At 71.9% G+C, this 23,683-nt stretch carries 20 protein-coding genes and 1 pseudogene; 6 read left to right on the forward strand and 15 right to left on the reverse strand.

Annotated elements, in window-relative coordinates; genetic code table 11:
• Positions 1 to 472: 472 nt before the first annotated feature.
• The 4 genes and pseudogenes from I3F54_RS28955 to I3F54_RS28970 all read right to left on the reverse strand — a co-directional run bounded on the left by I3F54_RS28955 (position 473) and on the right by I3F54_RS28970 (position 3,121).
• Positions 473 to 1,214, reverse strand: a pseudogene (locus I3F54_RS28955) (DUF5753 domain-containing protein).
• 83 nt (positions 1,215 to 1,297) lie between these two features.
• Positions 1,298 to 1,822 carry a DUF6879 family protein gene (locus I3F54_RS28960; RefSeq protein WP_240121884.1) on the reverse strand — a complete coding sequence of 175 codons (525 nt, stop codon included), beginning with the start codon at positions 1,820 to 1,822 and terminating at the stop codon, positions 1,298 to 1,300.
• Positions 1,806 to 1,997 carry a hypothetical protein gene (locus I3F54_RS28965; RefSeq protein ID WP_240121885.1) on the reverse strand — a complete coding sequence of 64 codons (192 nt, stop codon included), beginning with the start codon at positions 1,995 to 1,997 and terminating at the stop codon, positions 1,806 to 1,808. Before I3F54_RS28965 ends, I3F54_RS28960 begins: the two co-directional genes overlap by 17 nt.
• Before the next feature lie 566 nt (positions 1,998 to 2,563).
• A complete protein-coding gene (locus I3F54_RS28970) occupies positions 2,564 to 3,121 on the reverse strand; it encodes an acyl-CoA thioesterase (RefSeq protein ID WP_240121886.1) in 558 nt (185 codons plus the stop codon).
• A gap of 119 nt (positions 3,122 to 3,240) precedes the next feature.
• On the opposite strand from I3F54_RS28970, the gene I3F54_RS28975 reads away from it, so the two are divergent.
• Both I3F54_RS28975 and I3F54_RS28980 read left to right on the forward strand, forming a co-directional pair.
• The gene (locus tag I3F54_RS28975; protein WP_240121887.1) at positions 3,241 to 4,542 is read left to right on the forward strand and encodes an LCP family protein; all 1,302 of its coding nucleotides are present in this window, start codon (positions 3,241 to 3,243) and stop codon (positions 4,540 to 4,542) included.
• The gene (locus I3F54_RS28980) at positions 4,539 to 5,165 is read left to right on the forward strand and encodes an HAD-IA family hydrolase (protein WP_240121888.1); all 627 of its coding nucleotides are present in this window, start codon (positions 4,539 to 4,541) and stop codon (positions 5,163 to 5,165) included. Before I3F54_RS28975 ends, I3F54_RS28980 begins: the two co-directional genes overlap by 4 nt.
• 87 nt (positions 5,166 to 5,252) lie before the next feature.
• On the opposite strand, the gene I3F54_RS28985 is transcribed toward I3F54_RS28980, so the two are convergent.
• From I3F54_RS28985 to I3F54_RS28995, 3 genes are all read right to left on the reverse strand, one after another.
• Positions 5,253 to 6,020: a class I SAM-dependent methyltransferase gene (locus tag I3F54_RS28985; protein WP_240121913.1), complete on the reverse strand. Its 768-nt coding sequence runs from the start codon at positions 6,018 to 6,020 to the stop codon at positions 5,253 to 5,255.
• Positions 6,021 to 6,178: 158 nt separating this feature from the next.
• Complete coding sequence (locus tag I3F54_RS28990; RefSeq protein WP_240121889.1) at positions 6,179 to 6,541, reverse strand: four-helix bundle copper-binding protein; 363 nt, start codon at positions 6,539 to 6,541, stop codon at positions 6,179 to 6,181.
• A gap of 349 nt (positions 6,542 to 6,890) precedes the next feature.
• Positions 6,891 to 8,357, reverse strand: coding sequence for an LCP family protein (locus tag I3F54_RS28995; protein WP_240121890.1), 1,467 nt, complete (start codon positions 8,355 to 8,357; stop codon positions 6,891 to 6,893).
• A 128-nt stretch (positions 8,358 to 8,485) separates the two neighbouring features.
• Here I3F54_RS28995 and I3F54_RS29000 point away from each other — a divergent pair, with 128 nt between their 5' ends.
• Positions 8,486 to 9,514: a glycosyltransferase family 2 protein gene (locus I3F54_RS29000; RefSeq protein WP_240121891.1), complete on the forward strand. Its 1,029-nt coding sequence runs from the start codon at positions 8,486 to 8,488 to the stop codon at positions 9,512 to 9,514.
• Between the two features lie 36 nt (positions 9,515 to 9,550).
• On the opposite strand, the gene I3F54_RS29005 is transcribed toward I3F54_RS29000, so the two are convergent.
• The 4 genes from I3F54_RS29005 to I3F54_RS29020 form a co-directional block, all read right to left on the reverse strand.
• Positions 9,551 to 11,341 carry an LCP family protein gene (locus I3F54_RS29005; RefSeq protein WP_240121892.1) on the reverse strand — a complete coding sequence of 597 codons (1,791 nt, stop codon included), beginning with the start codon at positions 11,339 to 11,341 and terminating at the stop codon, positions 9,551 to 9,553.
• A gap of 75 nt (positions 11,342 to 11,416) precedes the next feature.
• The gene (locus I3F54_RS29010) at positions 11,417 to 13,183 is read right to left on the reverse strand and encodes an LCP family protein (protein WP_240121893.1); all 1,767 of its coding nucleotides are present in this window, start codon (positions 13,181 to 13,183) and stop codon (positions 11,417 to 11,419) included.
• A gap of 246 nt (positions 13,184 to 13,429) precedes the next feature.
• Complete coding sequence (locus I3F54_RS29015) at positions 13,430 to 14,593, reverse strand: LCP family protein (protein ID WP_240121914.1); 1,164 nt, start codon at positions 14,591 to 14,593, stop codon at positions 13,430 to 13,432.
• A 222-nt stretch (positions 14,594 to 14,815) separates the two neighbouring features.
• A complete protein-coding gene (locus I3F54_RS29020) occupies positions 14,816 to 15,574 on the reverse strand; it encodes a TIGR03089 family protein (protein ID WP_240121894.1) in 759 nt (252 codons plus the stop codon).
• Positions 15,575 to 15,735: 161 nt separating this feature from the next.
• Here I3F54_RS29020 and I3F54_RS29025 point away from each other — a divergent pair, with 161 nt between their 5' ends.
• Together I3F54_RS29025 and I3F54_RS29030 are read left to right on the forward strand one after the other, a co-directional pair.
• A complete protein-coding gene (locus I3F54_RS29025; protein ID WP_240121895.1) occupies positions 15,736 to 17,118 on the forward strand; it encodes a peptidoglycan recognition protein in 1,383 nt (460 codons plus the stop codon).
• Between the two features lie 100 nt (positions 17,119 to 17,218).
• The gene (locus tag I3F54_RS29030) at positions 17,219 to 18,301 is read left to right on the forward strand and encodes an NDP-sugar synthase (RefSeq protein ID WP_240121896.1); all 1,083 of its coding nucleotides are present in this window, start codon (positions 17,219 to 17,221) and stop codon (positions 18,299 to 18,301) included.
• A gap of 254 nt (positions 18,302 to 18,555) precedes the next feature.
• Here I3F54_RS29030 and I3F54_RS29035 read toward each other — a convergent pair whose 3' ends face one another.
• The 4 genes from I3F54_RS29035 to I3F54_RS29050 form a co-directional block, all read right to left on the reverse strand.
• A complete protein-coding gene (locus I3F54_RS29035; protein WP_240121897.1) occupies positions 18,556 to 19,566 on the reverse strand; it encodes a DNA-3-methyladenine glycosylase in 1,011 nt (336 codons plus the stop codon).
• A 199-nt stretch (positions 19,567 to 19,765) separates the two neighbouring features.
• Complete coding sequence (locus tag I3F54_RS29040) at positions 19,766 to 21,076, reverse strand: coenzyme F420-0:L-glutamate ligase (protein ID WP_240121898.1); 1,311 nt, start codon at positions 21,074 to 21,076, stop codon at positions 19,766 to 19,768.
• Complete coding sequence (cofD, locus tag I3F54_RS29045; protein WP_240121899.1) at positions 21,073 to 22,032, reverse strand: 2-phospho-L-lactate transferase; 960 nt, start codon at positions 22,030 to 22,032, stop codon at positions 21,073 to 21,075. The genes I3F54_RS29040 and cofD overlap by 4 nt, the downstream gene beginning before the upstream one ends.
• A gap of 33 nt (positions 22,033 to 22,065) precedes the next feature.
• Positions 22,066 to 22,572 carry a cysteine dioxygenase family protein gene (locus tag I3F54_RS29050; RefSeq protein WP_240121900.1) on the reverse strand — a complete coding sequence of 169 codons (507 nt, stop codon included), beginning with the start codon at positions 22,570 to 22,572 and terminating at the stop codon, positions 22,066 to 22,068.
• Between the two features lie 734 nt (positions 22,573 to 23,306).
• On the opposite strand from I3F54_RS29050, the gene I3F54_RS29055 reads away from it, so the two are divergent.
• Complete coding sequence (locus I3F54_RS29055) at positions 23,307 to 23,570, forward strand: WhiB family transcriptional regulator (RefSeq protein WP_003975777.1); 264 nt, start codon at positions 23,307 to 23,309, stop codon at positions 23,568 to 23,570.
• Positions 23,571 to 23,683 lie beyond the last annotated feature (113 nt).

Genomic DNA, 23,683 nt, shown 5'->3' on the forward strand with positions numbered 1-23,683 from the left:
GAAGCGACTGTGCTGGTCGCAGCCATCAACGAGTGGCTGTGACCAGCACTTTCGAAACACGCCCTAGCACTCGCATGGCGGCCAAGCGCTCGTGAGCAGGGGCGGAAGACCGTCCGTCGTGGCCACGGCTTGCTCCGGCCCCCAGGTCTGCCCTGAGTCGCGAGAGACCCGCATGGTCATCACAGGGCGGTCGGCGAAGAGCCTTGAGCCCGTTCCCTTGCTCATGACGCGTGCGCTTCTGCGTGGTGCCGGCGCATCCGTACGTTGGCGTCGGATACGGCGCTGTGGTCGAACGTGGAGCGGGCGTTCTCGCGGGCTACCGATATGGACAGGCAGTCAGCGCAACCGGGTTTGGGTGACGGCTCGCGAGGTGACTCCGACAGGCACGTTCGTGCTGTCGTGTGGGTTCCAGGATCGGAAGTTCTCTCTTCGCTCTCCATGGCGCCATCTTCGGCGGGCCGCGGATGCGGCTCTAGCCTGTTTCCTGTTCCCGCAAAAAGTCGTCACGGATACCTTCGACCAGGCCCCGCATGTGGTCACCGGACAATGCCGCTCGTTCGAATCCCTCGAACTTCTCGACGTGGAGGCCAACGTCCCTTGGGTCCCTCACGACTACCTCAGCGTGGACGGTCTCAACCGTGACCATTCGATCGTCGCGGATGACGAACGCATGATTCGCAATGTCGCGCTGCCGAATCCGCAACGGGACTATGCGGATGTCCACATGAGACAGGCGGGAAATGGAAACGATTCGGTCGAGCTGTGCCGCCATCATCTGTGGCGGGACAATGCGCCACCGCCGGACAGGTTCTGTGACTATGAACCGCAGCGACTTGGTGTTGTCGTAGAGGACCGCTTGACGTTCAAGCCTACCGTTGATCGTCCGGGAGAGAGTCCTCACTCAGATCATGCCGCTGGAGGACGGCACGGATGTACTCCGGTGTCTGGAGCAGCCCCGGCACCAGGGCCGGTTGGAACAGCCGGAGCGTGGACATCCGGGCCTCAAGGGCCTTGGCGGCTTGCTGGCCCTTGTGGACTCCGATGCGCTTCAACAGGCGCCATGCCGTCGCTTCCGTTGCCGATGCCCGCGCAGCCTCGGTGTACTCCGCCTTCACCTCGTCCGAGACGCCGATGGCGGTCAGGATGCGCTCTACGTCCGTCGCGCTGGCCGCGAGCTTGGCATTCTCGATCTTGGAATGCTTGGACGGAGACATGAGGGCGCCGCGGGCCACTGCTTCGGCTTCCTTGCCGGATGCCACTCACAGGGCCCGCAGCGCGGTCCCAAGCTGTGCCCTGTTCACGCCCTGTGCTTGGCCCACCATTCGGTGAACGGCTCCGCGTGCGCCAGCACCAAGTCACGGTGCCCGGCGAATTCCGGCGCGCGTTTCGGTGGCAGGACTTCCGAACCCAGGTACTTTCCGGTGCCGTCGTAGTTCATGACGGCCACGGACTCGGAGTCGAAGAGCCGGAAATCAGGTACGTTCTCTAGGGGGTTCGGCCTATCGGTGATGTCGAGAATGAAGAACTCCTCACCCCCGGACATGTTGTTCTGGTACCCCCACCCGAGTTCGAACCTAAGGTAGTCCGTGAGTGGGCGCCGTAGGATGTGAACCCGGTAGACTCGTTTCCCTTTTCCGGTGTGTGAGCGGAGTTCTTCGACCCAGCCCGCGTTGTAGTCGTCCGGCTGCGGCTCCCCGGCCAGGAACGCGTGATAAGCGTCGACGTTCCCGGACTTGCTGTAGTCGTCCAGGGTTTCCAGCCGGAACGCCTCACGCTCGAACGCGTCGAAGAGGTCGCCGAGAATCCTAGATGAGGTTGTCACGGATGGCCTTCTGGATCAGTTCCACCGGGATCTCGACGAGGGTTTCGTGAGCGGGAATCTGAAGCCCGTGATCGGTCGGAGTCTCGCCCTGCACCAGCAAGGTGCCGCGATCCGTCGCGTAGATCGTCGGGCAGTCCTTGATGTCGCACGTGCTGACCAGCTTGGTGACCTTCATGGTCCTGGTTCCCCTCTCGCGTGCTGCTGCCATTAGCCCCGCGTGTGGCTCGATGCTCCCGAGGGTGAGGTGCGTGGGTCAAGCGATCACGGTTGATGGAACAGGAAACCGCGTAACCTGCCACGAGGCCGCTCGTCTGTCGCGCGGCGTGTGGTGGCGTCTCTGGTACGGCGCCCCCTGGGCAGACTGCTGACGATCATGGGGAAATGCTGGGGAGGCCCCTCCGGGGAGGGGTGTCCGTGCAGGTCAGCGCCGTATAACCCGTAAAGCACGCAGATTTACGAGGGCACGAACCAGGTCCAGCGGATCGTGGTGGCGAGGAACCTGCCGTAGCAAGGTTTTTGCAGGTCAGCGGCACTTTTGAGGGTGCGGAGGGATGACCTCGGGCTCTTGGTCGTCTGCGTCCCGATCAGGGTCGTTCCCGGGTGTCACGCCGGGGACCGCCGGGCGCAGTCCCGGCTGGAGACGACCACTGGCCAGCACAGGCAAACAGCCCCCGGCGCGACGCCGGGGGCTGTTGCTTGTAGGAAGTCCGGCCGGCCCGGTGGAGGGCACCGGTGCGCGTGTCAGTCCTCGATCCCCTCCGCGGCCCGCTTCTCCCGCAGCTCCCGGATCGCCCTGCGCCGGGCCAGGCGGTGGGTGCGGCGGATCTGGGCCTCCTGGTAGCGGCGCTCGTCCCGTTCGGTCTCGGGGAGCACCTGCGGCACGGGGCGGGGCTTGCCGTCTGCGTCGACCGCGGCGAAGACCAGGTAGGCGGACCCGACATGGGTGGGCGGGGTGGACTCGTTCCAGCGCTCGGCCAGGACCCGCACGCCGACCTCCATCGAGGTCCGGCCGGTCCAGTTGACCTGGGCCTTGACGTGGACGAGGTCGCCGACGCGGACCGGCTCCAGGAACACCATCTCGTCCATGGACGCCGTGACCGCGGGACCGCCGGAGTGGCGTCCGGCGACGGCGCCCGCCGCGTCGTCGACCAGTTTCATGATCACACCACCGTGCACCGTGCCCAGGAGGTTGGTGTCGTTGTGGGTCATGATGTGGCTGAGGGTGGTGCGGGAGGCCGCGGTCGGCTTGCCCGGGATCTCCGGGGCTGCCGTTTCCGCGGCGGAGGCCTGGTCTGTCATGGCGTCCACCCTATGCCGGTGCCGCGCACGCGGACTTTGTGTTGAGTTCGCAACAGCAGGGCTCTGATTCTTCGACGACTCTTGTAAGGAACACGTCCATGCCCGGCACACTGGGGCGCATGAACGATTGGCCCCAGGGATGGTCCGACGACAACCGCGGCACCCCCCGCTACGGACGTGGCAGCGCCGGAGCGCAGCCGGAGGGCGCCCGCGTCATGCGCCAGGTCCGCCGCGGCCCGGCGGCACCGCCCGGACAGGGCGGCTACGGCGGCCAGGTCCCGCCCCAGCCGTCGTACGTCGACGGCGGCGAGGGCCAGGACGACCGCCGTGGCGGGTACGACAGCGGCTACAACACCGGCCAGGTCTACGGTGCCGGCCGTCGCGGTGGCGGCGGCGCGTCGGACGGCGGCGACCCGGGCGCCGGTCTTCCGCCGTCCGGGCCCCGCCCGGACTGGAGGCGCCGGATCAAGTGGACCGCGATCACGATCGCCGGTGTGCTCGTCGTCACCACCGTCGGCACCTACTTCTGGGCCGACTCCAAGCTGCGCCGCGAGGTCGACCTGTCGACCGTCATCGACCGGCCCTCGTCCGGCGAGGGCACCAACTACCTCATCGTCGGCTCGGACAGCCGCGAGGGCCTGTCCAAGGAGGACAGGAAGAAGCTCCACACCGGCTCCGCCGAGGGCAAGCGGACCGACTCGATGATGATCCTGCACGTCGGCGGCAACGGGGACACGCTGATCTCCCTGCCGCGCGACTCGGACGTCGAGATCCCGTCCTACAAGGGTTCGGAGTCCGGCAAGACCTTCAAGGGCACCGGCCGGCACGTGAAGCTGAACGCCGCCTACGCCGAGGACGGGCCCACGCTGCTGGTGCGCACGGTCGAGTTCAACACCGGCCTGCACATCGACCACTACGTGGAGATCGGCTTCGCCGGGTTCGCGAACATCGTGGACGCGGTGGGCGGCGTCGAGATCACCATCGACAAGGCCTTCAAGGACAAGTACTCCGGCGCCGACTTCCAGGCGGGCAAGCAGACCCTGAACGGCGAGCAGGCCCTGGCCTTCGTCCGCACCCGGCACGCCTTCGCCGCCTCCGACCTGGAGCGCACGAAGAACCAGCAGAAGTTCCTCGCCGCCCTGGCCCACCAGGTGGCCACCCCGTCGACCGTCCTGAACCCGTTCGCCTTCTACCCGACCGTGGGCGCCGGCCTGGACTCCCTCATCGTCGACAAGGACATGTCCCTGTGGGACCTCGGGTCCATGTTCTTCGCCATGAAGGGCGTCAACAGCGGCGACGGCACCTCCATGAACATGCCGATCTCGGGCTCCTCCGGCGGCAACCTCCTGTGGGACAAGGCGAAGGTCAAGCAGCTGGTGAACGAGCTGAAGAACGACCAGAAGGTCACGGTGAAGGGGTGAGCGGGCCGCCGGCCGGCCGGCGGCCCCACGACGCGGTCCTGTGCGACGTCGACAACGTCATCCGCTTCTACGACCCCGCCGGCCTGCACGCGCTGGAACGCACCGCCGGACTGGCCGAGGGCACGACCATGAAGGTCGCCTTCGCCCCGGACACGGACCTGCCGGTGCTGCTGGGCCGGATCACCCCGCAGGAGTGGGTGGAGTCCATCGCCGCGCAGCTGGCCGGCCAGGTGACCGACGACACCGCCTGGGAACTGGGCTCCACCCTGCTGGAGCTGCCGTTCCGCGCCGACGGCGACGTGGTCTCCCTGCTGCGCCGGGCCCGCATCCGCGTCCCGCTGGTCCTGGTCACCAACGCCACGCTCGCCCTGGAGGACGACCTCGCCGTGCTGGGCCTGACCGACCTCGCCGACGACGTCGTCAGCAGCGCCCGGGTCGGCCTCGCCAAGCCCGACCCGCGCATCTACCGGCTGGCGGCGTCCCGGGCCGGGGCGCGCCCGGAGCGGTGCCTGTTCGTCGACGACACGGAGGAGAACGTCACGGCGGCCCGGGCCCTGGGCATGACCGGCGTCCACTTCCGAGAGCCGGCCGACCTGGAGCGGGCCCTGACCCCGCTGCTGTGAGCGGGCGGCCGCGCCCGGCGCCCCCCGCCCGGTACGCCCGCCGCGCGGGTCGCGCGGCCGGGCGAGGCGGGAGGTCCACGGCAGGCCCTACGCCGTCCCGCTCGCCAGCAGCGCCCGGTGCTGCAGCCGCAGCCGGCCGTCGCCGTCGGTGATGTCGCCGGCGAGGCTGTCGTAGGCCCGGCGGATGCGGGCGATCGTCACCGGGGTCTGTGAGGTGACGATCCGCCCGATGGTGCCGATCCCCGCGGCGGCACCGGTCCACCACTCCTCGGGCGTGGCCCGGTGCTCCCAGACCGGCTCGGCGCAGCCGGTGTCCGTGAAACCGGCCCCGGCGAGCAGTTCCGCCAGGCCGTCCGTGGTGCGGGGAAAGTCCTCCTCGGGAGCGAGCCGCGGCAGGTGGGCCGGTGTGACGGCCCCGGCCGCCTCGCAGGCCCGCCCGAGCAGTTCCATCCCGCTCTGGCCGCCGCCCCACACGGTGACCGCGACGCGCCCGCCCGGCCGCAGCACCCGCCGCAGCTCGGCGAGCGCCGCCCGCGGACGGCCGACGTGGTTGAGGGCGAAGTTGCCCACGACTGCATCGAACTCGGATTCCCTGTGGGGAAGTTCCGGAAGCACTGCTTGCTGAGTGTCGACGCCCCGCGCCCGCGCCGCCGCGACCATCCCGGCATCGGCGTCCACGGCACGGACCCGCGCCCCGCGCTCCAGGGCGGCCACGGCCGCCGTCCCCGTCCCGGTGCCGACGTCGAGGACGCGCGTGCCTGCCCCCACATCCGCGGCGTCCAGCAGGGCCGGCACCGGGTGCGCGCACAGCAGCGCGAAGCTCCCGGCGTAGGCGTCCGCCCGCCCGTCCCACATCTCCCGCTCGGCCGCGTCGAAGGCCTCCGTCGTGTCGATCACGGAGCCACCCTGCCGGACGGCCCGTAGGGCGCGGATCAAGGGCACCCCGCAGGGTGCCCTTGCCTCCGGCCGCGCCGCGGTGCCCGTGTTCCGGTCGCGCCGCGGCCTGCCGGTCGTCACATCGTGGCGCCCGCCATCGCGCGGCACATCTGCGCGCAGCGGCGACAGGAGTCGGCGCAGCGCATCATCTGGGTGTCGTCCGGCATGGACATACACGCCTCGGCGCACATGTCACAGGCGCCGGCGCACATCGCGCACATCTCGGCCGCCAGTGGCGACCGCCGCATCATCATGTCGGCGCACATGCGCGTCATCTCGGAGCAGTCGATCAGCGCGCGCATGATCTGCATCCGGGCCTCGCCGCCCTTCTGCAGGCAGGAACTCATGGTCTCCTCGCACACGCTGTGGCACGCCATGCAGGCCTCGACGCAGTCCTGCATCTCCTTGCTCATGGGAGCGGTGGTTCCGGGCTGGGTCATGGCTCCTCCTGAGGGGCGAGAGGGGCCCGGGGCGGACCCCGTGCCCTTCTTGTCCTACGCCTGTCCACGGCCCGCGTCCATCGGAGTCACGCCGTGCGTCCGCGGCGGCGGAGCCCGTGACACTCCCGGTGTCCCGGGCGGACGCGGCAACTGCCTCATGGTGCGCGTCCGTCGGGCGCCCGGCGCCGCCCACCCGCAGCGCCGGACCGCCCGGCACGCTGCTCCCGCGGCGCCGAGGACGTGGGCGGCGGCCCGCGCACCGGTGCCGTCGTCCCGTCCCCGCGGCACGCGCCTCCGCCCGTCCCCGCGGACGCCGATCTGCGCCGCGTCGCTCACGTCCTGTGCGGTCCTACGAGCAGCCCACCTCGTTGCCCCGGACGACCGGCGTGTCCGTCTTGGCCGGTTCCTCGCCGCGCACCGGGCGGACCCGGGTGAAGTCCGGCCCGGCGATGACCTTCATGACGGCGCCCTGCCCCTTGACCGCGCGCAGCTCGCTGCCGGGCAGGGCGGCGGCGAGGGAGCGGGCGGAGCGGTCCCAGCGGGGGTCGTAGGAGACGACGGTGCGGCGCACCGGGTGGCCGCCGGCGTTCACGGGGGTTCCGGTGGTGCGGAAGCCGGCGGCCGCGAGCGCGGAGTCGACCCGCCGGGCCAGGCCCGTCGTGGGGGTGCCGTTCTCCACCTGGACGCGGATCTGCCGCGGGGGCACCTCGACGAGGGCGGCGGCGGTACCGCGCGGGCTGGGCGTGCTGAGCGGGTGGTCCTCGCGCAGCTTGCCGAACAGGGCGTCGGCCTTGGCCGGATCCCACTTCAGCGTCGAGCCCAGGCCCTTGACCGCGTATCCCATCCGGCCGATCGGGACGGTGGTGAACTCCGAGGAGGAGGGGGAGAAGGTGCGCATCGCCCGGCCGAGGTCGAGCAGTTCGTCCGTGCCGAACCCCTTGTCCGCCCGCACCGAGCCGAGCACCGCCCGTGTCACGTCGCGGAACTTCAGCGGGTTCAGCAGGATCCCGGAGGACGTGGCGCGGTCCACCAGGGCGGCCAGGAAACGCTGCTGGCGTTTCATGCGGCCGAGGTCGGACGCGCCGTCGACGTGCCGGGAGCGGACGTACTGGAGGGCCTGGCCGCCGTTGAGGAGGTGCGTGCCCGCGGCGAGGTCGAGGCCGGTGTAGGAGTCCTTGAGGTGCCTGGTGGTGCAGATCCTGACGCCGCCGAGCTCGTCGACCGTCTTCATGAAGCTGACGAAGTCGACCTCCAGATAGTGGTCGATCTTCACCCGGGTCATCTGCTCGACCGTGCGCACCGTCAGCTGCGGACCGCCCTCCGCGTAGGCGGCGTTGAGCTTGATGGGGTGGGCGTGGTGCAGCTCACCCGTGATCCGGTCGGTGTGCGCGGGAGCCTCGGCGTAGGAGTCGCGCGGCAGGCTCACCACGCTGGCCCGCTCCCGGTCCTCCGAGATGTGCACGATCATGATCGTGTCGGTGCAGTGGCAGGGTGCGCCGCCCAGCCGGTAGGTCCGCCGCTCCTGCTCGGTGATCCGGTCGCGCCCGTCGGTGCCGACCAGCAGGATGTTCATGCCGTGGCCCGCGCGCGGACGGTTCTTCATGTCCTTGAAGGGGTCGACGCGGGAGATGCCCGCGTCCAGGCCGCTGAGCAGGGAGTGGCCGATCCCGGCGGAGGCCAGGAGCACCACGGACAGGCCCGTCACCGCCCGCATCGCCCAGCGGGGCTTCTTGCGGCGTACGGCAGCGCGCGGGGGGCGGCGGGACGGTTGGGGGCGGCGCTGCGGCCGGGCTGGGGACCGAGGCGGCGTGGGCATGGGACACCTCCGGACGGCGGCCATACGTGGGAACCGTGAGCACGGTAGGCCGATACGATCTCCCGCCCGGTGCAGCGCACCCGGTGGGGCGTCGGGCTGTCCCCCGTTCGCGGTAACGTGAGCCCCCTATGAACGCGAAGTCCGACGTGCAGCTCCCCGCCGTGTCCGTGATCATGCCCGTCCTCAACGAGGAGCGGCATCTGCGCGGCGCCGTCCAAGCGATCCTGGCGCAGGAGTACGCCGGTGAGATGGAGGTCGTGATCGCCCTCGGCCCGTCCACGGACCGGACCGACGAGATCGCGGCCCGGCTCGTGGCGGAAGACCCGCGCGTGCACACCGTGCCCAATCCGACGGGCCGTACGCCCGCCGCCCTCAACGCCGCGATCAAGGCCTCCCGCCATCCGGTCGTCGTCCGTGTCGACGGGCACGGCATGCTCTCGCCGGACTACATCGCCACCGCGGTACGGCTCCTGGAGGAGACCGGCGCGCAGAACGTCGGCGGCATCATGCACGCCGAGGGCGAGAACGACTGGGAGCACGCGGTCGCCGCGGCCATGACCTCGAAGATCGGCGTCGGCAACGCCGCCTTCCACACGGGAGGCCGGGCCGGCCCCGCCGAGACCGTGTACCTCGGCGTCTTCCGCCGCGAGGCACTGGAGCAGCAGGGCGGCTACAACGAGGAGTTCGTCCGCGCCCAGGACTGGGAGCTGAACTTCCGCATTCGCGAGGCGGGCGGCCTGATCTGGTTCTCGCCGGAGCTGAGGGTGTCGTACCGGCCGCGTCCCAGCGTCAGGGCGCTCGCCAAGCAGTACAAGGACTACGGCCGTTGGCGGCACGTCGTCGCCCGGTACCACTCCGGCTCCATCAACCTGCGCTATCTGGCTCCGCCGGCCGCGGTGTGCGCGATCGCGGCCGGTGTCATGACCGGGGTCGCCCTGACCCCGTGGGGTCTCCTGGTCCCCGCCGGCTACCTCGCCGCGCTCGTCGCCGGGTCCGTCCCGGCCGGCAAGGGGCTGCCGGCGACGGCGCGGCTGCGGATCCCCGTCGCCCTGGCCACCATGCACATGTCCTGGGGATGGGGGTTCCTGACCAGCCCCAGGTCCCTGGCGAGGAAGGTCATCGCCTCCCGCCGCCCGGCGGTCCTCAGCGGCAGCTGAGCCGACCCGACGGACGGCGTCCGCGGCGGACCCGGGCTACCAGGTGAAGTCCGGGTTCACGTGCATGCACTGGGTGTCGTCGGAGGCGTTGATCGCCTGCGCGCTGTCGGGCGTCCTGCCGTCCTCCTCCGGCGCCCGGTACGCCGTCCCCTCCCGCCAGTCGGCGCCGACGACGAGCGTGACCCCGGAGACGTCCGTGGACCGCACCACCGAACTGGCGGGGACACCGAGGGCCTTCGCGACCTGCCGGGCGTCGCCCTCCAGATCGGCGCTCGGATAGCGGACCACCGTGGTGGTCTCGGCGGTCGCCACGGAGGGATCCGCGACGGACTGCGTGAACCCCTTGCCGGCCAGCAGTCCCGCCACCGCGGTGGCCCGCCCCGGCACCGCGGCGAGCGCTTCGGTGCGGGTGCCGTTCTGCACCTGGACGGCGATGTCGGCGTCCGGCGCGGCGGAATCCGTGGGCGCCGGCTCCTGCACGGGCCTCTTCCCGGTGTCCTTGCCGTCGAGGGGGACGTCCTCGCGGACCATGCGGAACAGCTTGGCGGCGTCGGCGGTGGGCTGCACGCGGGCGCCGACGTACTCGTTCGGCATGGTGGTCATGGTGATGCGGTCCGTGGGGACCTTCTGCAACTCGGCGGCGAGGTCGTACATCCTGCTGATGCTGGCCAGGCCCTCGTCCACGGTGATCGCCTTCGTCGCTGCCTCGGCGAGCCGGCGCAGCGCGTTCGGGTTGGTCAGTTTCGCGTTCGCGCGCAGCTGGCGGACCATCGCGTTCATGTACATGTGCTGCGCCTTGGCGCGTGCCAGGTCGCTGCCGTCCTCGAAGCCGTACCGGGTCCGCAGCCACTGCAGGGCCTGCTCGCCCTTGACGTAGGTGGTGCCCTCCCGGAGCTTCAGGCCGGAGCCGTGGCCGGTGCCGGTGTGCGAGTAGATGTTCGCGTCCGCGCACACCGGGACGCCGCCGATGGCGTCCGCCATCGACACCACTCCCGAGAAGTCGATCATCATGAAGTGGTCGATGTGGATGTCGGTGAGCTTCTCCCAGGTCGCCACGGTGCAGCCGGGTCCGCCGCGGCCGAGGGACTCGTTCGTCATCACGCGGCCGGTGGTCGCCGCGAACACCGTGCCGGTGTTCGGGTCCGTGCACTTGGGCAGGTGCAGCAACGTGTCGCGCGGCATGCTGACCACCGACATGTTGGACCGGTCCGCCGATACGTGCAGCAGCATCTGCACGTCCGCCAGCGGGGTGCCGCCGAAGGTCTCCCTGGCGCCGCCCAGCTTCTGGTTCTCCTTGGTGTCCCGGGCGTCCGATCCGATCAGCAGGATGTTCAGCGGGGTCTGCCCCGCCGCGTTCGCCTCGGGTTTCGCGGCCCGGTCCTTCTCGTCGCCGAGGTTGAGCGCATCCCTGCGGATGTTGCCGTTCAGGTGCCGGTAGTACAGGTAGCCCGCTCCCGCGGTGCCCAGTATCAGCAGCGCCAGCACCATCGCCGACCAGCGCAGCACGCGGCGTCTGCGGCCCCTGCGGTCGGTGCCCCGGCGGCCCGCGCCGCTCTCGGCACCGCGCCGCTCGCCGTCCCGGTGCCGCGCGGACGGGTCCTGCCGGTCGCCCGGCGCCCCCTGCTCCGGTCCGGTCCCCGGCGCGCCCCGGCCCGGTGCAGCCTCCTCGTCCCGCGGCGCCTCGTCGTGCGGTGCCTCGTCGTGCGGCGCCTCGTCGTGCGGTGTCTCGTCGTGCGGTGTCTCGTCGTGCGGTGTCTCGTCGTGCGGTGCCGGGGACGTCCTGTCCCCGGCCGGCGGAGCCTCCCCCCGCACACTGCTCTGCGCCACTTCTGCCTCCCCGTCCTGCGCCCGACACGGGTCCGCCCCGCGCCCGATAAGACGCGGGACGGAGCCGTCAGGTCACTACTTGGCGCACTCGACCTTGTCCGCGGTGGACTTCCCGTCCACCTCCGGCGCCTTCGCCGGGGCGGTGAGGGAAACCCCCGCACCCTTGAAGTCCTTGCCCAGGGTCAGAGTCATCGTCGGCAGACCCTGGGAGTTGGTCACGCTTTCCCCCGGCTTCAGCGCGGAGCCCGGAAGCCCCATGAGCGCGGCGAGCTTGCGTGCCTGCGCCGCCTGGTCGGGTGCGTACTCGAGCGTGGTCCTGCTCAGTGCCGTCTCGGCGTTGCCCGCGTTCTCCGACTTGGTCACGCCTTCCTCGTTCTGCAACCACTCCAGCGTCCGCTGCGCGCTTCCGGTGGCGGCGCCGCCGTTGAGGATGCGGACGCGGATCTCGGAGGCGGCCGACTGGGTGCCCTTCAGCTTGGCCGCGTCGGCGGCGGCCGCAGCGTCCTTGGAGGCCTGCTCCTTCTTCTTGACCTCGGTGAACGAGACGTCGTTCTTGATGGCGTCGTAGACCTTCGGCGCCTGGAGCTCGCTGGGGATCACGGTCTTGTGGGTGGCGCCGTCGGCCGGGTTGTCGACCACCGGGAGCGTCAGGAAGGTGATGTTCTTCGTCGGCACCTTCTTCAGCTCCAGCGCGACGTCCTTGAGCGTACCGACGTCGTCGATGCCGGTGTCGACGGTGAGCGCGCTGGTGGCCGCCTCGGCCAGTTTGTACAGCTTGGTCGGGTTGGTGAGGGTGTCACCGGACGCCATCTTGCGCATCAGCGAACCGAGGAACTGCTGCTGCACCTTGATGCGGTCCAGGTCGCCCTGGTTGCCGAAGCTGTGCCGGGTGCGGACGAAGGCCAGGGCCTGCTCGCCCTCCACCGTCGACTCGCCCTTGGGCAGCTTCAGGTGCGACTGCTTGTCGTCGACGGCGTGCTCCACACACACCTCGACTCCGCCCACCGCGGTCGAGAGGGTCTTCACGGCGTTGAAGTCGGCCATCATGAAGTGGTCGACGTGGATGCCCGTGAGTTCCTCGACGGTGCGCATGGTGCAGCCCGGGTCGCGGCCCTCCTGACCGAGGCTGGTGTTGAAGCGCACGTTCTCCGTGCCCGGGATGACCTTGGTCGAGCCGTCGGGCTGCTTGGTGGGGCAGTCGGGGACGTCCACGATCAGGTCGCGCGGGATGCTCATCGCCGTCGCGTTCGACCGGTCCTCGGCGACGTGCAGAAGGATGTTGGTGTCGGCGTGGCCGACGCTGCCCTTGTCGCCGTACCCCTCGTTGCCGTCACCGGTGCGTTTGTCGGTGCCGATGACCAGGATGTTGAAGGCCTCGTCCTTGCTGAAGCCCTTCGAGCCGGCGTCGCCGACGTCGGTCGAGCTGATGTTGCCCTCAAGGTGCTTGAGGTACAGGTAGCCCGCCGTGCCGGTGGCGAGCAGCACGACCGCCATCGTGCCGCCGGTCCACGCCAGCACCTTCTTCGTCTTCGACTTCCTCTTCGCGGGCCGTCGTCCGCGCCGCCCCGGCGGCGGCTCCACCGGTGCGCCACGGCGCCGGCGCTGCGGCGGGACGTGCTCCGGGGTCTCGCGTTCCGGCGCCTGCCGGTCCGGCGCCCTGGTGCCCGCGCGCGGTGCGCCCGCGGAGCCGCCCGCCCGCGGGGCGCTTCTGCGGGGGCCGGGGACCGGCGACTGCGGAGCGGAAGGACTCAGTCGCAGTTCGTATTCGCCGGTGTTCGGATTGATCACCCACTGGTCTGCGGGGTCGATGTTGTCCGCCCGCCCACGGCCTTGCGCGTCCACGGTTGTCCGAATCCTCCGTCGGGGCCACGCGGCGCCTTTCCCCCTCAGAAGGCGCTCGGGTCGTCTCGGTTTCTCAGTGCCTCTCGGTGCACGGGCCTGGAGTAGACCTCATGGCACGGTGCACCGGATCGCTCACACTATCCGCCCGATTCGGCGTAGAGCGACGACGGTGACAAACTCCACGTCCCTACAAGCGGGCAATTCCCCCGTTTTTTGGAACGCGAGTTCGCCGTCTTGGGGAGCGCTTTACCCGCAGGCCCTCTCGGCGGCGGTCTTGCCGCGGAAGGTGGGGGTGGGGGAAGTGTTGTCACGGCCGGGCGAATTGGGGTGATTTGCTCCGGGGGTGTGGGCGGTCTCCCCACTGACGGCGACGGGTCGGTCCCTGCGCAGCCTCTCGAAGAGCCGCTCCGCCTCGGGTTGCGCGAGCTGGTCGCGATTGGCGTCGGAGGGGTACGACTCCCGGGGAACGGTAAGGAATTGCACACGTTCCGTAGGGATGTCGCGTACTCCCCGCACGAGTTGGTACAAGCCGCGCAGACTCGCCAGATCCGGGTCGGTGGTGAGGGACGACGTGGCCGCGTCCAGGACCGGATACAGCTTCACGGGGTTCAGCAGCACGTCACTGCTCTGCACCTTGGTGACGAGTGCCGCGAGGAAACGCTGCTGCCGGTCCATTCGGTCGGTGTCGCTGCCGTTGCCGAGCGACTTCCGGACGCGGACGTAGCCCAGTGCCTCTTCGCCGTCGAGGGTGACGCGGCCGGCCGGCAGCCGCAGTTTGGCGTCCTTGTCGTCGATGGCGTGCGGAATGCAGATCTCCACACCGTCCAGGGCGTCCACCATCTTCTTGAAACCGCTGAAGTCGACGACGACGTGGTGGTCGATCCGCACGCCCGTCATCCGCTCGACGGTCCGGATGGTGCACGCCGAACCGCCCACCTCGAAGGCGTAGTTGAACATGGCGAACATCGGCTCGCTGCGCCTGCCGTCCGCGCGCAGGCAACTCGGCACGTCCACCATGAGGTCCCGGGGCAGGGACACGGCCGTGGCCGCGCGCCGGCCCGCGGCCAGATGCAGCAGGATCGTCGTGTCCGACCGCTCGGTGCCCGAGTCACGGCCGTACGCGCCGTTGCCCGCGCCCGAGCGGGAGTCCGACCCGATGACGAGGATGTTCTGCGCGTCCTTCACCAGTGCCGTCGGCCGCTCCCGGGCGTACCGGGCCAGCTCCGCGGCAGCGGCCTCGTCGGCGGTGATGTTCCCGTCGAGCTTCGCGTACAGCGCCCAGCCCGCCCCGGCCCCGGCGACCAGCAGAGCGGCCACACCGCCGCCGACGCCGCGTGTCCACCGCCGCCGGCGCCGCCGCGCGAGACCGGTACCCGTGGCGGACGCCCCCGGGCCGTACGCCCGCGGCACATCGTCCCCGCCCCCTGGAGAAGACGTGCCTCCGGTCCCGACCACGACCGACACCACCCCTCATGCCGTACGAGCGTGCCGTCCTGCCCCTACGACGATGCCGGGGGCGGCGGCGGGGTGTGGAGCGGGAATGAGCCGAACGGGTGACGGTCCGGAGAAGCACCCGTGCCCGCGGCGGCTCACCTCACCGGGTGCGGGGCTGCCGTGGCCGGGGTCCGGCCGCTACCGTGCCGTCGCCGTGACGCGCTCGCTCTCGATCCGCTTGGCCAGCGTCTCGTCCCCCGCCCGATCCAGATGCCGGCACAGCACCACGGACGCCCCGGAGGCCAGTGGCGCGTACAGCCCCGCGCTCAGCCCCTCCCACGTGTCGTAGCCCAGACCGGACAGCAGCCGGGAGCCGGGCCCGGTCAGCCCCAGCCGCTCCGCGTCCGCCCGCGCCCGTTCCGCGATCTCCGCCCCCGTGTACTCCGCCCCGGCCGCGATCAGCGCGGGCTCCTCCGGGTCCACCGGCGCGTACGCCGCGAACCGGTCGCCGAAACCCGGCGCGTCCACGGCGTAGTCGGCGTATCCCTCCGGCGGCCCCGGCGCGAACCGCCTTCCCAGCGGGGCCAGCGACAACGCGTACCGCTCCCCCCGGCACGCGAGCCCCGCCTCGAACCGTCCCGGGCCGGCCACCACGAAGTCGGCGCGCGCGGGGTCCCCGCCCATGTCCGCCACGACGCCGGCCGACGCGCACGCCAGCAGCCACACCGCCGTCTGCCAGTGCGCGGGCAGCAGCAGCGCGACCCGGTCGCCGGGCTCCGCGGACATCCCGTCCTGGAGCAGATTGGAGGTCTTGGCCACCCAATTGGCGAAGGTGGCCACGGACAATTCGACGCGCTCGCCCGTGGCGTCGTCGTAGAAGGTCACCAGCGGGCGCGAGGGGTCCGCGACGAGCGCGGAACGCAGCAGGTCGGCAGGGGTGCGATCGGTGGCATTCACCCGCGCAAGCGTACGCGGCCCCGTGCGGGGAGCCCACGGCCGGACCCCGTGCGCCGCCGCGCCCGCCCGGCCGGGGACCACCGGTTCGGCGGAACGCGGACCGGACGTGCCGTCAGTTCCCCGATGGACATATATGTATGACTATGTCCAGGATCTGGGGCATGCGTGGATTGCTTGCTTCCTCGATCGGCGCCGCCTGCGCCCTCGCCCTCGCCCTGCCGTCGACCCCGCCCGCCGCCGCGGCTCCCGCGGTGGCGGGCACGCGCCGGGCACCGGCGGCGGGCGCTACCCAGTCACTGCCCCTCGTCCCCCTCCACCGCAACCTCCACCGCAGCCGCGCCCTCCAGGGCCCGGGCGGCGAACAGGGGCTGCCGCGACGCGACGTACGCCACTTCTCGCTCCTCGGTGTGGTCTGGGACGACCCGGACGCCGAGCTGCACGGCCGCGTCCGGGTCCGCACCCGTGCCGCCGCCACCGGCACCTGGTCGGGCTGGCAGGACGTCGAGACGCACAACGCCGACCACGGCGCCGACCCCGGCAGCGCCGAACGCGCCGCGGGCCGCGTCCGCGGCGGTACGGCCCCGCTCTGGGTGGGCGACTCCGACGGCGTGGAGGTCCGCGTCCGCGCCGCGCCGACCCGCCCGGAGGGCCGGCCGGAAGCCCCGGTGGGCGGGGCGGTGGCAACCGCCGGCAGGGCGGCCGCGCCCCTGCTTCCCACGGGCCTGCGCGTGGAGCTCGTCGACCCCGGTGCCGCCCCCGCGCCGGCCGCCGCCCCCGCTCTCACCGGTGGCGCCCGCGCCGTCTCCGCCGCCAACGCGGGCCTGGCGGGCGTCTCCCCCGGAGCCACCGAGATCCCCGCACTCGACCGGGAGCGGACGGAGCTTGAGATGCGGTCCCTGCCCGGCGTGGTACCGGCCGGGCTGCGGCGGGCGAAGCCGAAGATCGGCCCCCGCCCGCGCGTCGTCACCCGGCGCGGCTGGGGTGCCGACGAGAGGATGCGGCAGAAGCGGTTCGTCTACACCGGGAAGGTCCGTGCGGCCTTCGTGCACCACACCGTGACCGGCAACAACTACCGCTGCTCACAAGCCCCTTCGGTCATCCGCGGTATCTACCGCTACCACGTCAGGAGCATGGGCTGGCGCGACATCGGCTACAACTTCGTCGTCGACAAGTGCGGAACCATCTACGAGGGCCGCGCCGGGGGCGTGGCGAAGCCGGTCCTCGGCGCACACACCCTGGGCTTCAACACCGACAGCATGGGGATCGCCGTACTCGGCACCTTCACCTCCACCCGGCCGTCCTCCGCAGCGGTCAAGGCCATCGCCCGACTGACGGCCTGGAAGCTCGGCCTCTACGGGATGAACCCGCGCGGCAAGACATACCTGAAGTCCGGCGGTGGCAATCTCTACCGCAAAGGCAGGAAGGTGCGACTGAACGTCATCTCCGGTCACCGTGACGGCTACGCCACGGAGTGCCCGGGGCGGAAGCTGTACGGAAGGCTCGGTTCGGCCCGCTCGACCGCGGCGCAGTACCAAGGACGCTGAGCGCCGGGGCCGGCCCTGACCGACCGGCGGGGAAGGGTCTGCATACACTGGCCGGCCGAAAGACAGTTCGGCCGGTCCCGGCAGGAAGCAGAGACGACAGGTGACAGAAGCCATCCTCCTGGTCGGCGGCAAGGGAACCCGGCTGCGCCCGCTCACCGTGCACACGCCCAAGCCGATGGTCCCGGCGGCCGGAGTGCCGTTCCTCACGCACCAGCTGGCCAGAGCGCGAGCGGCGGGCGTCGAGCACATCGTCCTCGCCACCTCCTACCTGGCCGAGGTGTTCGAGCCGTACTTCGGTGACGGCTCGTCACTGGGCCTGCACCTGGAATACGTCACGGAGCACGAGCCGCTGGGCACCGGCGGCGCCATCCGCAACGTTGCCTCCCGCCTCCGCTCGGGCCCGGACGACCCGGTCCTGATCTTCAACGGTGACATCCTCACCGGGCTCGACATCGGGGCCCTGGTCCGCACCCACGAGGCGACCGGCGCCGACGTCTGCCTCCACCTCACCCGCGTCGCGGACCCCCGGGCGTACGGCCTGGTCCCCACGGACCGGACGGGCAGGGTCCTGGCGTTCCTGGAGAAGCCGCAGACTCCCGAGGAGATCGTCACCGACCAGATCAACGCGGGGGCGTACGTCTTCCGCCGCTCGGTCATCGACGCCATCCCGGCGGGCCGGCCGGTCTCGGTGGAACGCGAGACCTTCCCCGACCTGCTGTCGGCCGGCGCGCACCTGCACGGCATGGTCGACTCCACCTACTGGCTGGACCTCGGCACCCCCGCCGCCTTCGTCCGCGGTTCGGCGGACCTGGTCCTGGGCCGCGCCCCGTCGCCCGCGGTGCCCGGCCGCCGCGGCGACCGGCTGGTCCTGCCCAGCGCCAGGGTCGCCCCGGACGCCAAGCTCACCGGCGGCACGGTGGTGGGCGAGGGCGCGTTCGTGGCGGAGGGCGCGCGTGTCTCCGGCTCGACGATCCTGCCGGGCGCCGTCATCGAACCCGGCGCCGTCATCACCGACTCCCTCGTCGGCACCCGCGCCCGCGTCGGCGAGCGCACCGTCCTCACCGGTACGGTGATCGGGGACGGCGCGGTCGTCGGCGCGGACAACGAACTCCGCGACGGAGCCCGCATCTGGTGCGACGCCCGCATTCCCGCGGGCGCGGTCCGCTTCTCCTCCGACCGGTAGCGGACACCCCTACCGGGGAACGGGCCCCGCCGCGCAACGACGGTCGAACCGCCCCTGCGGCATCCGGGACGACCGTTGGCCACCGTGGCGCGGGACAGCCCCGCCCGCGCCGCGGCTCCGGTGCCCCGCCCCGCCGCGGCAACCGCGCCGTCGGCTTCCCGGCGCTCCTCCGCCCGCGGCACCGGGGAGGCGGGCGGACGTCCGTCGTCGGAGCCGGCCGGTCGTGAACCGTGCGCCGCGGGCCACCGCCCCGGTCACCAGCGGCCGATGTCCACCCGAGGCATCCGCGGTGCCCGCCGCGCCGGTACCTTCCCGCTCAGCAGGATGAGCCGGGCCGCCCGGTGCCGCTGCCCCGCGTACGGCTCCAGCAGGCGCAGCATCACCGCGTCGTCCGCGTCCCGGTCCCCGGCCAGCGCCCAGCCCACGATCCCCGGCAGATGCAGGTCCCCGACCGTCACCGCGTCCGGTGCCCCGTGGCTGCGCTGCACGGTCTCCGCCGACGTCCACGGCCCGATCCCCGGCACGACCTCCAGCCGGGCCTGCGCGGCCTTGGGCGTCATCCCGGCCGTCTCCTCCAGCCGGGCGGCGAGCCGGACGGCCCGCAGGACCGTCGACGCCCGCTTGTCGTCGACGCCGGCCCGGTGCCACTCCCAGGAGGGGACCAGCGCCCACGCACGCGGCTCCGGCATGACGTACATCCGCTCGGGCACGGGCCCCGGCGCCGGTTCGCCGTGCGCCCGCACCAGCAGCCGCCACGCCCGGTAGGCCTCCCCGGTCGTGACCTTCTGCTCCAGGACCGACGGGATCAGCGACTCCAGCACCAGCCCGGTCCGCGTCAGCCGCAGCCCCGGACGCCGGTGCCGGGCGAGCGCGACGACCCGGTGCCGCGGCGCGAAGGCCGCCGGGTCGTCGGAGGCGCCCAGCAGCTCCGGCAGCCGTTCCAGCAGCCACTCGGCCCCCGGCCCCCACGCCTCGCCGCGCACCGCACCATCGGACACGGCGACCCGCAACGTCCCCGGCCCGGCCGGCGTACGGGCGGCCCGCCAGACCGACCCGTCGGGCATCGCCCGGAACGTCGGATCCCCGGTGCCGCGCCGCAGCGGCCCGAGCACCAGGTGCAGGTCGAGCGGCCCGTCCGGTACCCAGGTCCGCACCCGCCCCGGCCCGCCGCCGTGCGCGGCCCGCGGACGCGGTGGCCCGGACACGGGGACGTCCCCGCCGCGCACGGTCGTACGCGTGGGCCGGGGGGCGAAACGTCCTGCCACGATGGGGTTCCCGGTGAAGTCGAGGGGTCGGAGCGCTCCGAGGGGTCGGAGCGGTCGGGGCGGCGCCCTACGAGGGTAGTGCGACAACCGGTACGGGCCGCACACGGCCGAGTCCTCCCGGCGGCGGCTCGCCCCGGGAACGGCGGATCGACGGCGGGACGGCGACCGTGCCGCGACGAAGCTCGCCGTCCCGCGCACCTCACCGCACTTCGATGAAGGCGCCCGCCTCGCGCTCCGCCCGCGGCCGGGGCTCCTCCGCCGGGTGCCCGACGGCCACGGCGCCCATCGGGTCCCACTCCCCGGGCAGCCCCAGCACCTCGCGCACCACGTCCCGGCAGAACATCGTCGACGACACCCACGCCGATCCCAGCCGCTCCCCGGCGAGCGCCACCAGGAAGTTCTGCACGCCCGCACCCGCGGCGACGACGAACATCTCCCGTTCGGCCGCGTCCCGCCGCACGTCCCCGTAGGTGTGCGAGCCGTCCGCGACCAGGCACGGCACCACCAGGTACGGAGCGTTGCGCAGCACGTCCCCGCGCCTCACCCGCTTGGCGACGGACTCCTCGCTCTTGCCGTCGCGCCGCAGGTCGGCGATCCAGGCCTCGCGCATGGCGTCCAGTAGCCGGACGCGTGCCCCGGCCGACTCCAGCAGCACGAACCGCCAAGGCGTCGTGTGGTGCGGCGCCGGGGCGGTCACCGCCGCGGCCACCGCCCGGCGCACCGCACCCGGATCGACGGGCTCGTCGGTGAACGACCGCACCGTGCGGCGCTGGGTCACCGCGAGCCGCACCGCCTCGGAGGTGCCGAGCCGGAACATGTCGTCGCGGGCGCCGCGCACCATGGCCCGTGCGCCCTCCCCGCCGTCGCCGGCCACCACGTGCGGCAGCCCCCGCACCACCGCGACGGGTCGGCCCGCCGCCTTGCCCTTGACCAGGTCGCCCGCGGCGGCCAGCTCGTCCGCGGTCGCCACGACGGTCGCGCCGAGCGGATTGCCGTGCGCGTCGGTGCCCCCGCGCAGATCGTCCAGGACGCGCACGCCGGCCGCGCCGATCGCGACGTCCGTGAGCCCCGCGCGCCAGGGCCGCCCGAAGGTGTCGGTGACGACGACCCCTACGTCGACGCCGAGCGCCTCCCGCAGTCCGGCGCGGATCGCCCGCGCGGAGGCGTCGGGATCCTCGGGCAGCAGCAGCACGGTCCCCGAGGGCGTGTTGGAGGCGTCGACCCCGGCCGCGGCCATCACCAGGCCCTGCCGGTTCTCCACGATGCGCAGGGCGCCGCGCCGGGCCACCACCCGTACCGTCTCCGCCTCGATGGCGGCCTCACGGTCGGCGGCGCGTACGACCCGCCCCTCGGCCTTGGAGACGATCTTGGAGGTGACGAGGACGACGTCGCCGTCGGCCAGGCCCGGTTCCGCGGCGGAGACCAGCTTGGCGAGGTCGTCGCCGGGCTGCACCTCGGGAAGGCCGGGCACGGCCCACACCCGGTAGCCCTCGGCGAGGGGTGTGCTCATGCCGCCCGCACCTCCTCGGCCAGCGCCAGCGCCTCCCGCGCCATTCGAGCGGTCGCCTCGGCGTCGGTCATCATCAGCGGCACGGCCCGGCAGCGGATGCCGGCGGCCTCCACCCGCTCCACGGCAGCGGCGTCCACGGTGTCCACGAGCCAGCCGTCCAGCAGCCCGGAGCCGTAGTGCTCGGCGACCGCGGCGGCCGTGGCCTCGACGCCTACGGCCGCGAGGACCTTGTCCGCCATACCGCGCACCGGAGCGTCCCCGACGATGGGGGAGAGGCCGACGACGGGCACCCCGGCCTCCGCGATGGCCTCCCGGATGCCGGGCACGGCGAGGATCGTGCCGACGGAGACGACCGGGTTCGACGGCGGGAAGAGGATCACGTCCGCCTCGGCCAGCGCCTCCAGCACCCCCGGTGCCGGCTTGGCCTGCTCCGCGCCGACCGGGACGATCGCCTCGGCGGGCACCGAGGCGCGCAGCCGGACCCAGTACTCCTGGAAGTGGATCGCCTTCTGTTCTCCGTCGATCTCGACGGCCACGTGCGTCTCCACCCGGTCGTCGGTCATCGGGATCAGCCGCACCCCCGGCTTCCACCGGTCGCACAGCGCCTGGGTGACGGCGCTGAGCGGATACCCGGCGCCGGTCATCTGCGTCCGCACGATGTGCGTGGCGAAGTCCCGGTCGCCCAGACCGAACCAGCCGGGGCCCACGCCGTACGCGGCGAGCTCCTCCTTCAGGTGGAAGGTCTCGTCGGCCCGCCCCCAGCCCTGCTCCTCGTTGATGCCGCCGCCGAGCGTGTACATCACCGTGTCGAGGTCCGGGCAGACCTTCAGCCCGAAGAGGTGGATGTCGTCGCCGGTGTTGCCGATGACCGTGATGTCCGCGTCCGGCACGGCCCGTTTCAGACCGCGCAGGAACCGTGCACCGCCGATGCCGCCTGCCAGAACCACAATGCGCATGGGGCAAGTCTGGCAGGCGGGTACGACAACGTGTCAGGCAGTCACCGCCGGCGGCTCGGCGGTCGCCCGGCAGCCGGGCGCGGTGTGCATCGGCATCTCGGTGAGGCCGGGGAAGTAGACGTGGAGGCTGACCGCCGGCTCCAGGGTGTCGTTGACGACCTCGTGCGCGGAGCCCGGGGCGAGCACGCGCTGCGCGCCCGCCGCCAGCGTGCGCGTGCCGCGCCCGGTGCGCTCGGTCAGCGCGCCGTCCAGGACGGTCAGCACCCCCGAGGAGCGGCCGTGGTCGTGCAGTCCGCTGCCCTGCCCCGGGACCCAGGACAGCAGCCACACCTCGTAGCCGGGGCCGGTGCGCAGCCGGTGGTACCAGCGGGTGGTGGCGTCGTACTGCACGAGGTGCTCCCACCGGGAGCGGTCGGCGGCCAGGGCCAGGGCCAGGCCGGCGAACTCGGCGACGGTGGCCGGGTGCTCGCGCGGCGGCTGGAGCAGGTGCGGGACTTCGAGGATGTCGCCGGCGATCTGGAGGTCGCTGTCGCTGTTCATGGATGCGGTGGTTCCTCGGCAGAAGTGCGGATGGGGGGTGGCCGTGCCGTCAGCCCGGGTCGCGGGCGGCGGAGATGCCCCGTGGTGAGGGGAGGGGGTGCAGCGGGCCGGGTCGCGGTGGACCCGGCGGCAGCCGGAGCGGAGGTGGAGGGCTCAACAGCTGGAACAGCAACAGCTACAGCGAGCGCGGGCAGCACCGTGGGACCCGGCGGTGCGGGTCGAGGTGAGCGCCGAGTTCGCGAGCATGCCCACAAGGACAGCGGCTCACACCTTCACTGTCAACTCGGCCCCGGCATGTGGGACGTCTTTCACCCCTTCCGGTTCATCTGAGGGACGAAAGGTTTATTCACTCGGTCACCGGGACACATGCCGCACAACCCGGCACACAAGTCCCGTTGCGATCTCGTGATCCGACTGTGATCAGGTTCGCATCGCCGCGCGAGTCGGAACGGGATCGAACGCTCGGGCGTCCTTCTCCGTACAGGGTTCGCGCGGGCTCCGTGCGGACTCTCTGTGGTCCGGAAGTCCTCCCGGACCTCCTCTCTGTGTCAAGGTTTATGGCGATTTGAACACTTTCCGCGTGACCTTGGTTCCGCAGAGTGAATAAGGGGCCCAATAGCAGATCTCGGCTTGACTCGCCCGGAGCAGCACACTTGTAATTTCACTCGTGTCGTTCAGCCGGAATCGGTAACGGCCACATCACGGGGACGCGGAAAGACAGACGAGGGGCGCACATGACCGAGCTGGTGCAGCAACTGCTGGTCGACGACGCGGACGAGGAACTCGGCTGGCAGGAGCGCGCGCTGTGCGCCCAGACCGACCCCGAGTCCTTCTTCCCCGAGAAGGGCGGCTCGACCCGGGAGGCCAAGAAGGTCTGCCTGGCCTGCGAGGTCCGCTCCGAATGCCTTGAGTACGCCCTCGCCAACGACGAGCGCTTCGGTATCTGGGGAGGCCTGTCCGAGCGGGAGCGTCGCCGGCTGAAGAAGGCCGCCGTCTGAGCGCGGGGAACGGAGCGCGGCCCGGCGAACGGCACGGAGGCACCGATTCCAACGGCCCGGCGCAGGTGGGTTGTCCACAGGCGGCGGGCCGTCGCCATGGCCAGCCGATAGTG

This window comes from Streptomyces sp. MUM 2J, assembly GCF_022414535.1.
Classification (GTDB): Bacteria; Actinomycetota; Actinomycetes; order Streptomycetales; family Streptomycetaceae; genus Streptomyces.

Bases quoted from the DNA above. Each gene is read 5' to 3' on its own strand.
- I3F54_RS28975 (WP_240121887.1), top strand. From the start codon at position 3,241: ATGAACGATTGGCCCCAGGGATGGTCCGACGACAACCGCGGCACCCCC.
- I3F54_RS28985 (WP_240121913.1), bottom strand. From the start codon at position 6,020: ATGTGGGACGGGCGGGCGGACGCCTACGCCGGGAGCTTCGCGCTGCTG.
- I3F54_RS28995 (WP_240121890.1), bottom strand. From the start codon at position 8,357: ATGCCCACGCCGCCTCGGTCCCCAGCCCGGCCGCAGCGCCGCCCCCAA.
- I3F54_RS28965 (WP_240121885.1), bottom strand. From the start codon at position 1,997: ATGAAGGTCACCAAGCTGGTCAGCACGTGCGACATCAAGGACTGCCCG.
- I3F54_RS29040 (WP_240121898.1), bottom strand. From the start codon at position 21,076: ATGAGCACACCCCTCGCCGAGGGCTACCGGGTGTGGGCCGTGCCCGGC.
- I3F54_RS29000 (WP_240121891.1), top strand. From the start codon at position 8,486: ATGAACGCGAAGTCCGACGTGCAGCTCCCCGCCGTGTCCGTGATCATG.
- I3F54_RS28970 (WP_240121886.1), bottom strand. From the start codon at position 3,121: ATGACAGACCAGGCCTCCGCCGCGGAAACGGCAGCCCCGGAGATCCCG.
- I3F54_RS28990 (WP_240121889.1), bottom strand. From the start codon at position 6,541: ATGACCCAGCCCGGAACCACCGCTCCCATGAGCAAGGAGATGCAGGAC.
- I3F54_RS29050 (WP_240121900.1), bottom strand. From the start codon at position 22,572: ATGAACAGCGACAGCGACCTCCAGATCGCCGGCGACATCCTCGAAGTC.
- I3F54_RS29055 (WP_003975777.1), top strand. From the start codon at position 23,307: ATGACCGAGCTGGTGCAGCAACTGCTGGTCGACGACGCGGACGAGGAA.
- I3F54_RS29025 (WP_240121895.1), top strand. From the start codon at position 15,736: ATGCGTGGATTGCTTGCTTCCTCGATCGGCGCCGCCTGCGCCCTCGCC.
- cofD (WP_240121899.1), bottom strand. From the start codon at position 22,032: ATGCGCATTGTGGTTCTGGCAGGCGGCATCGGCGGTGCACGGTTCCTG.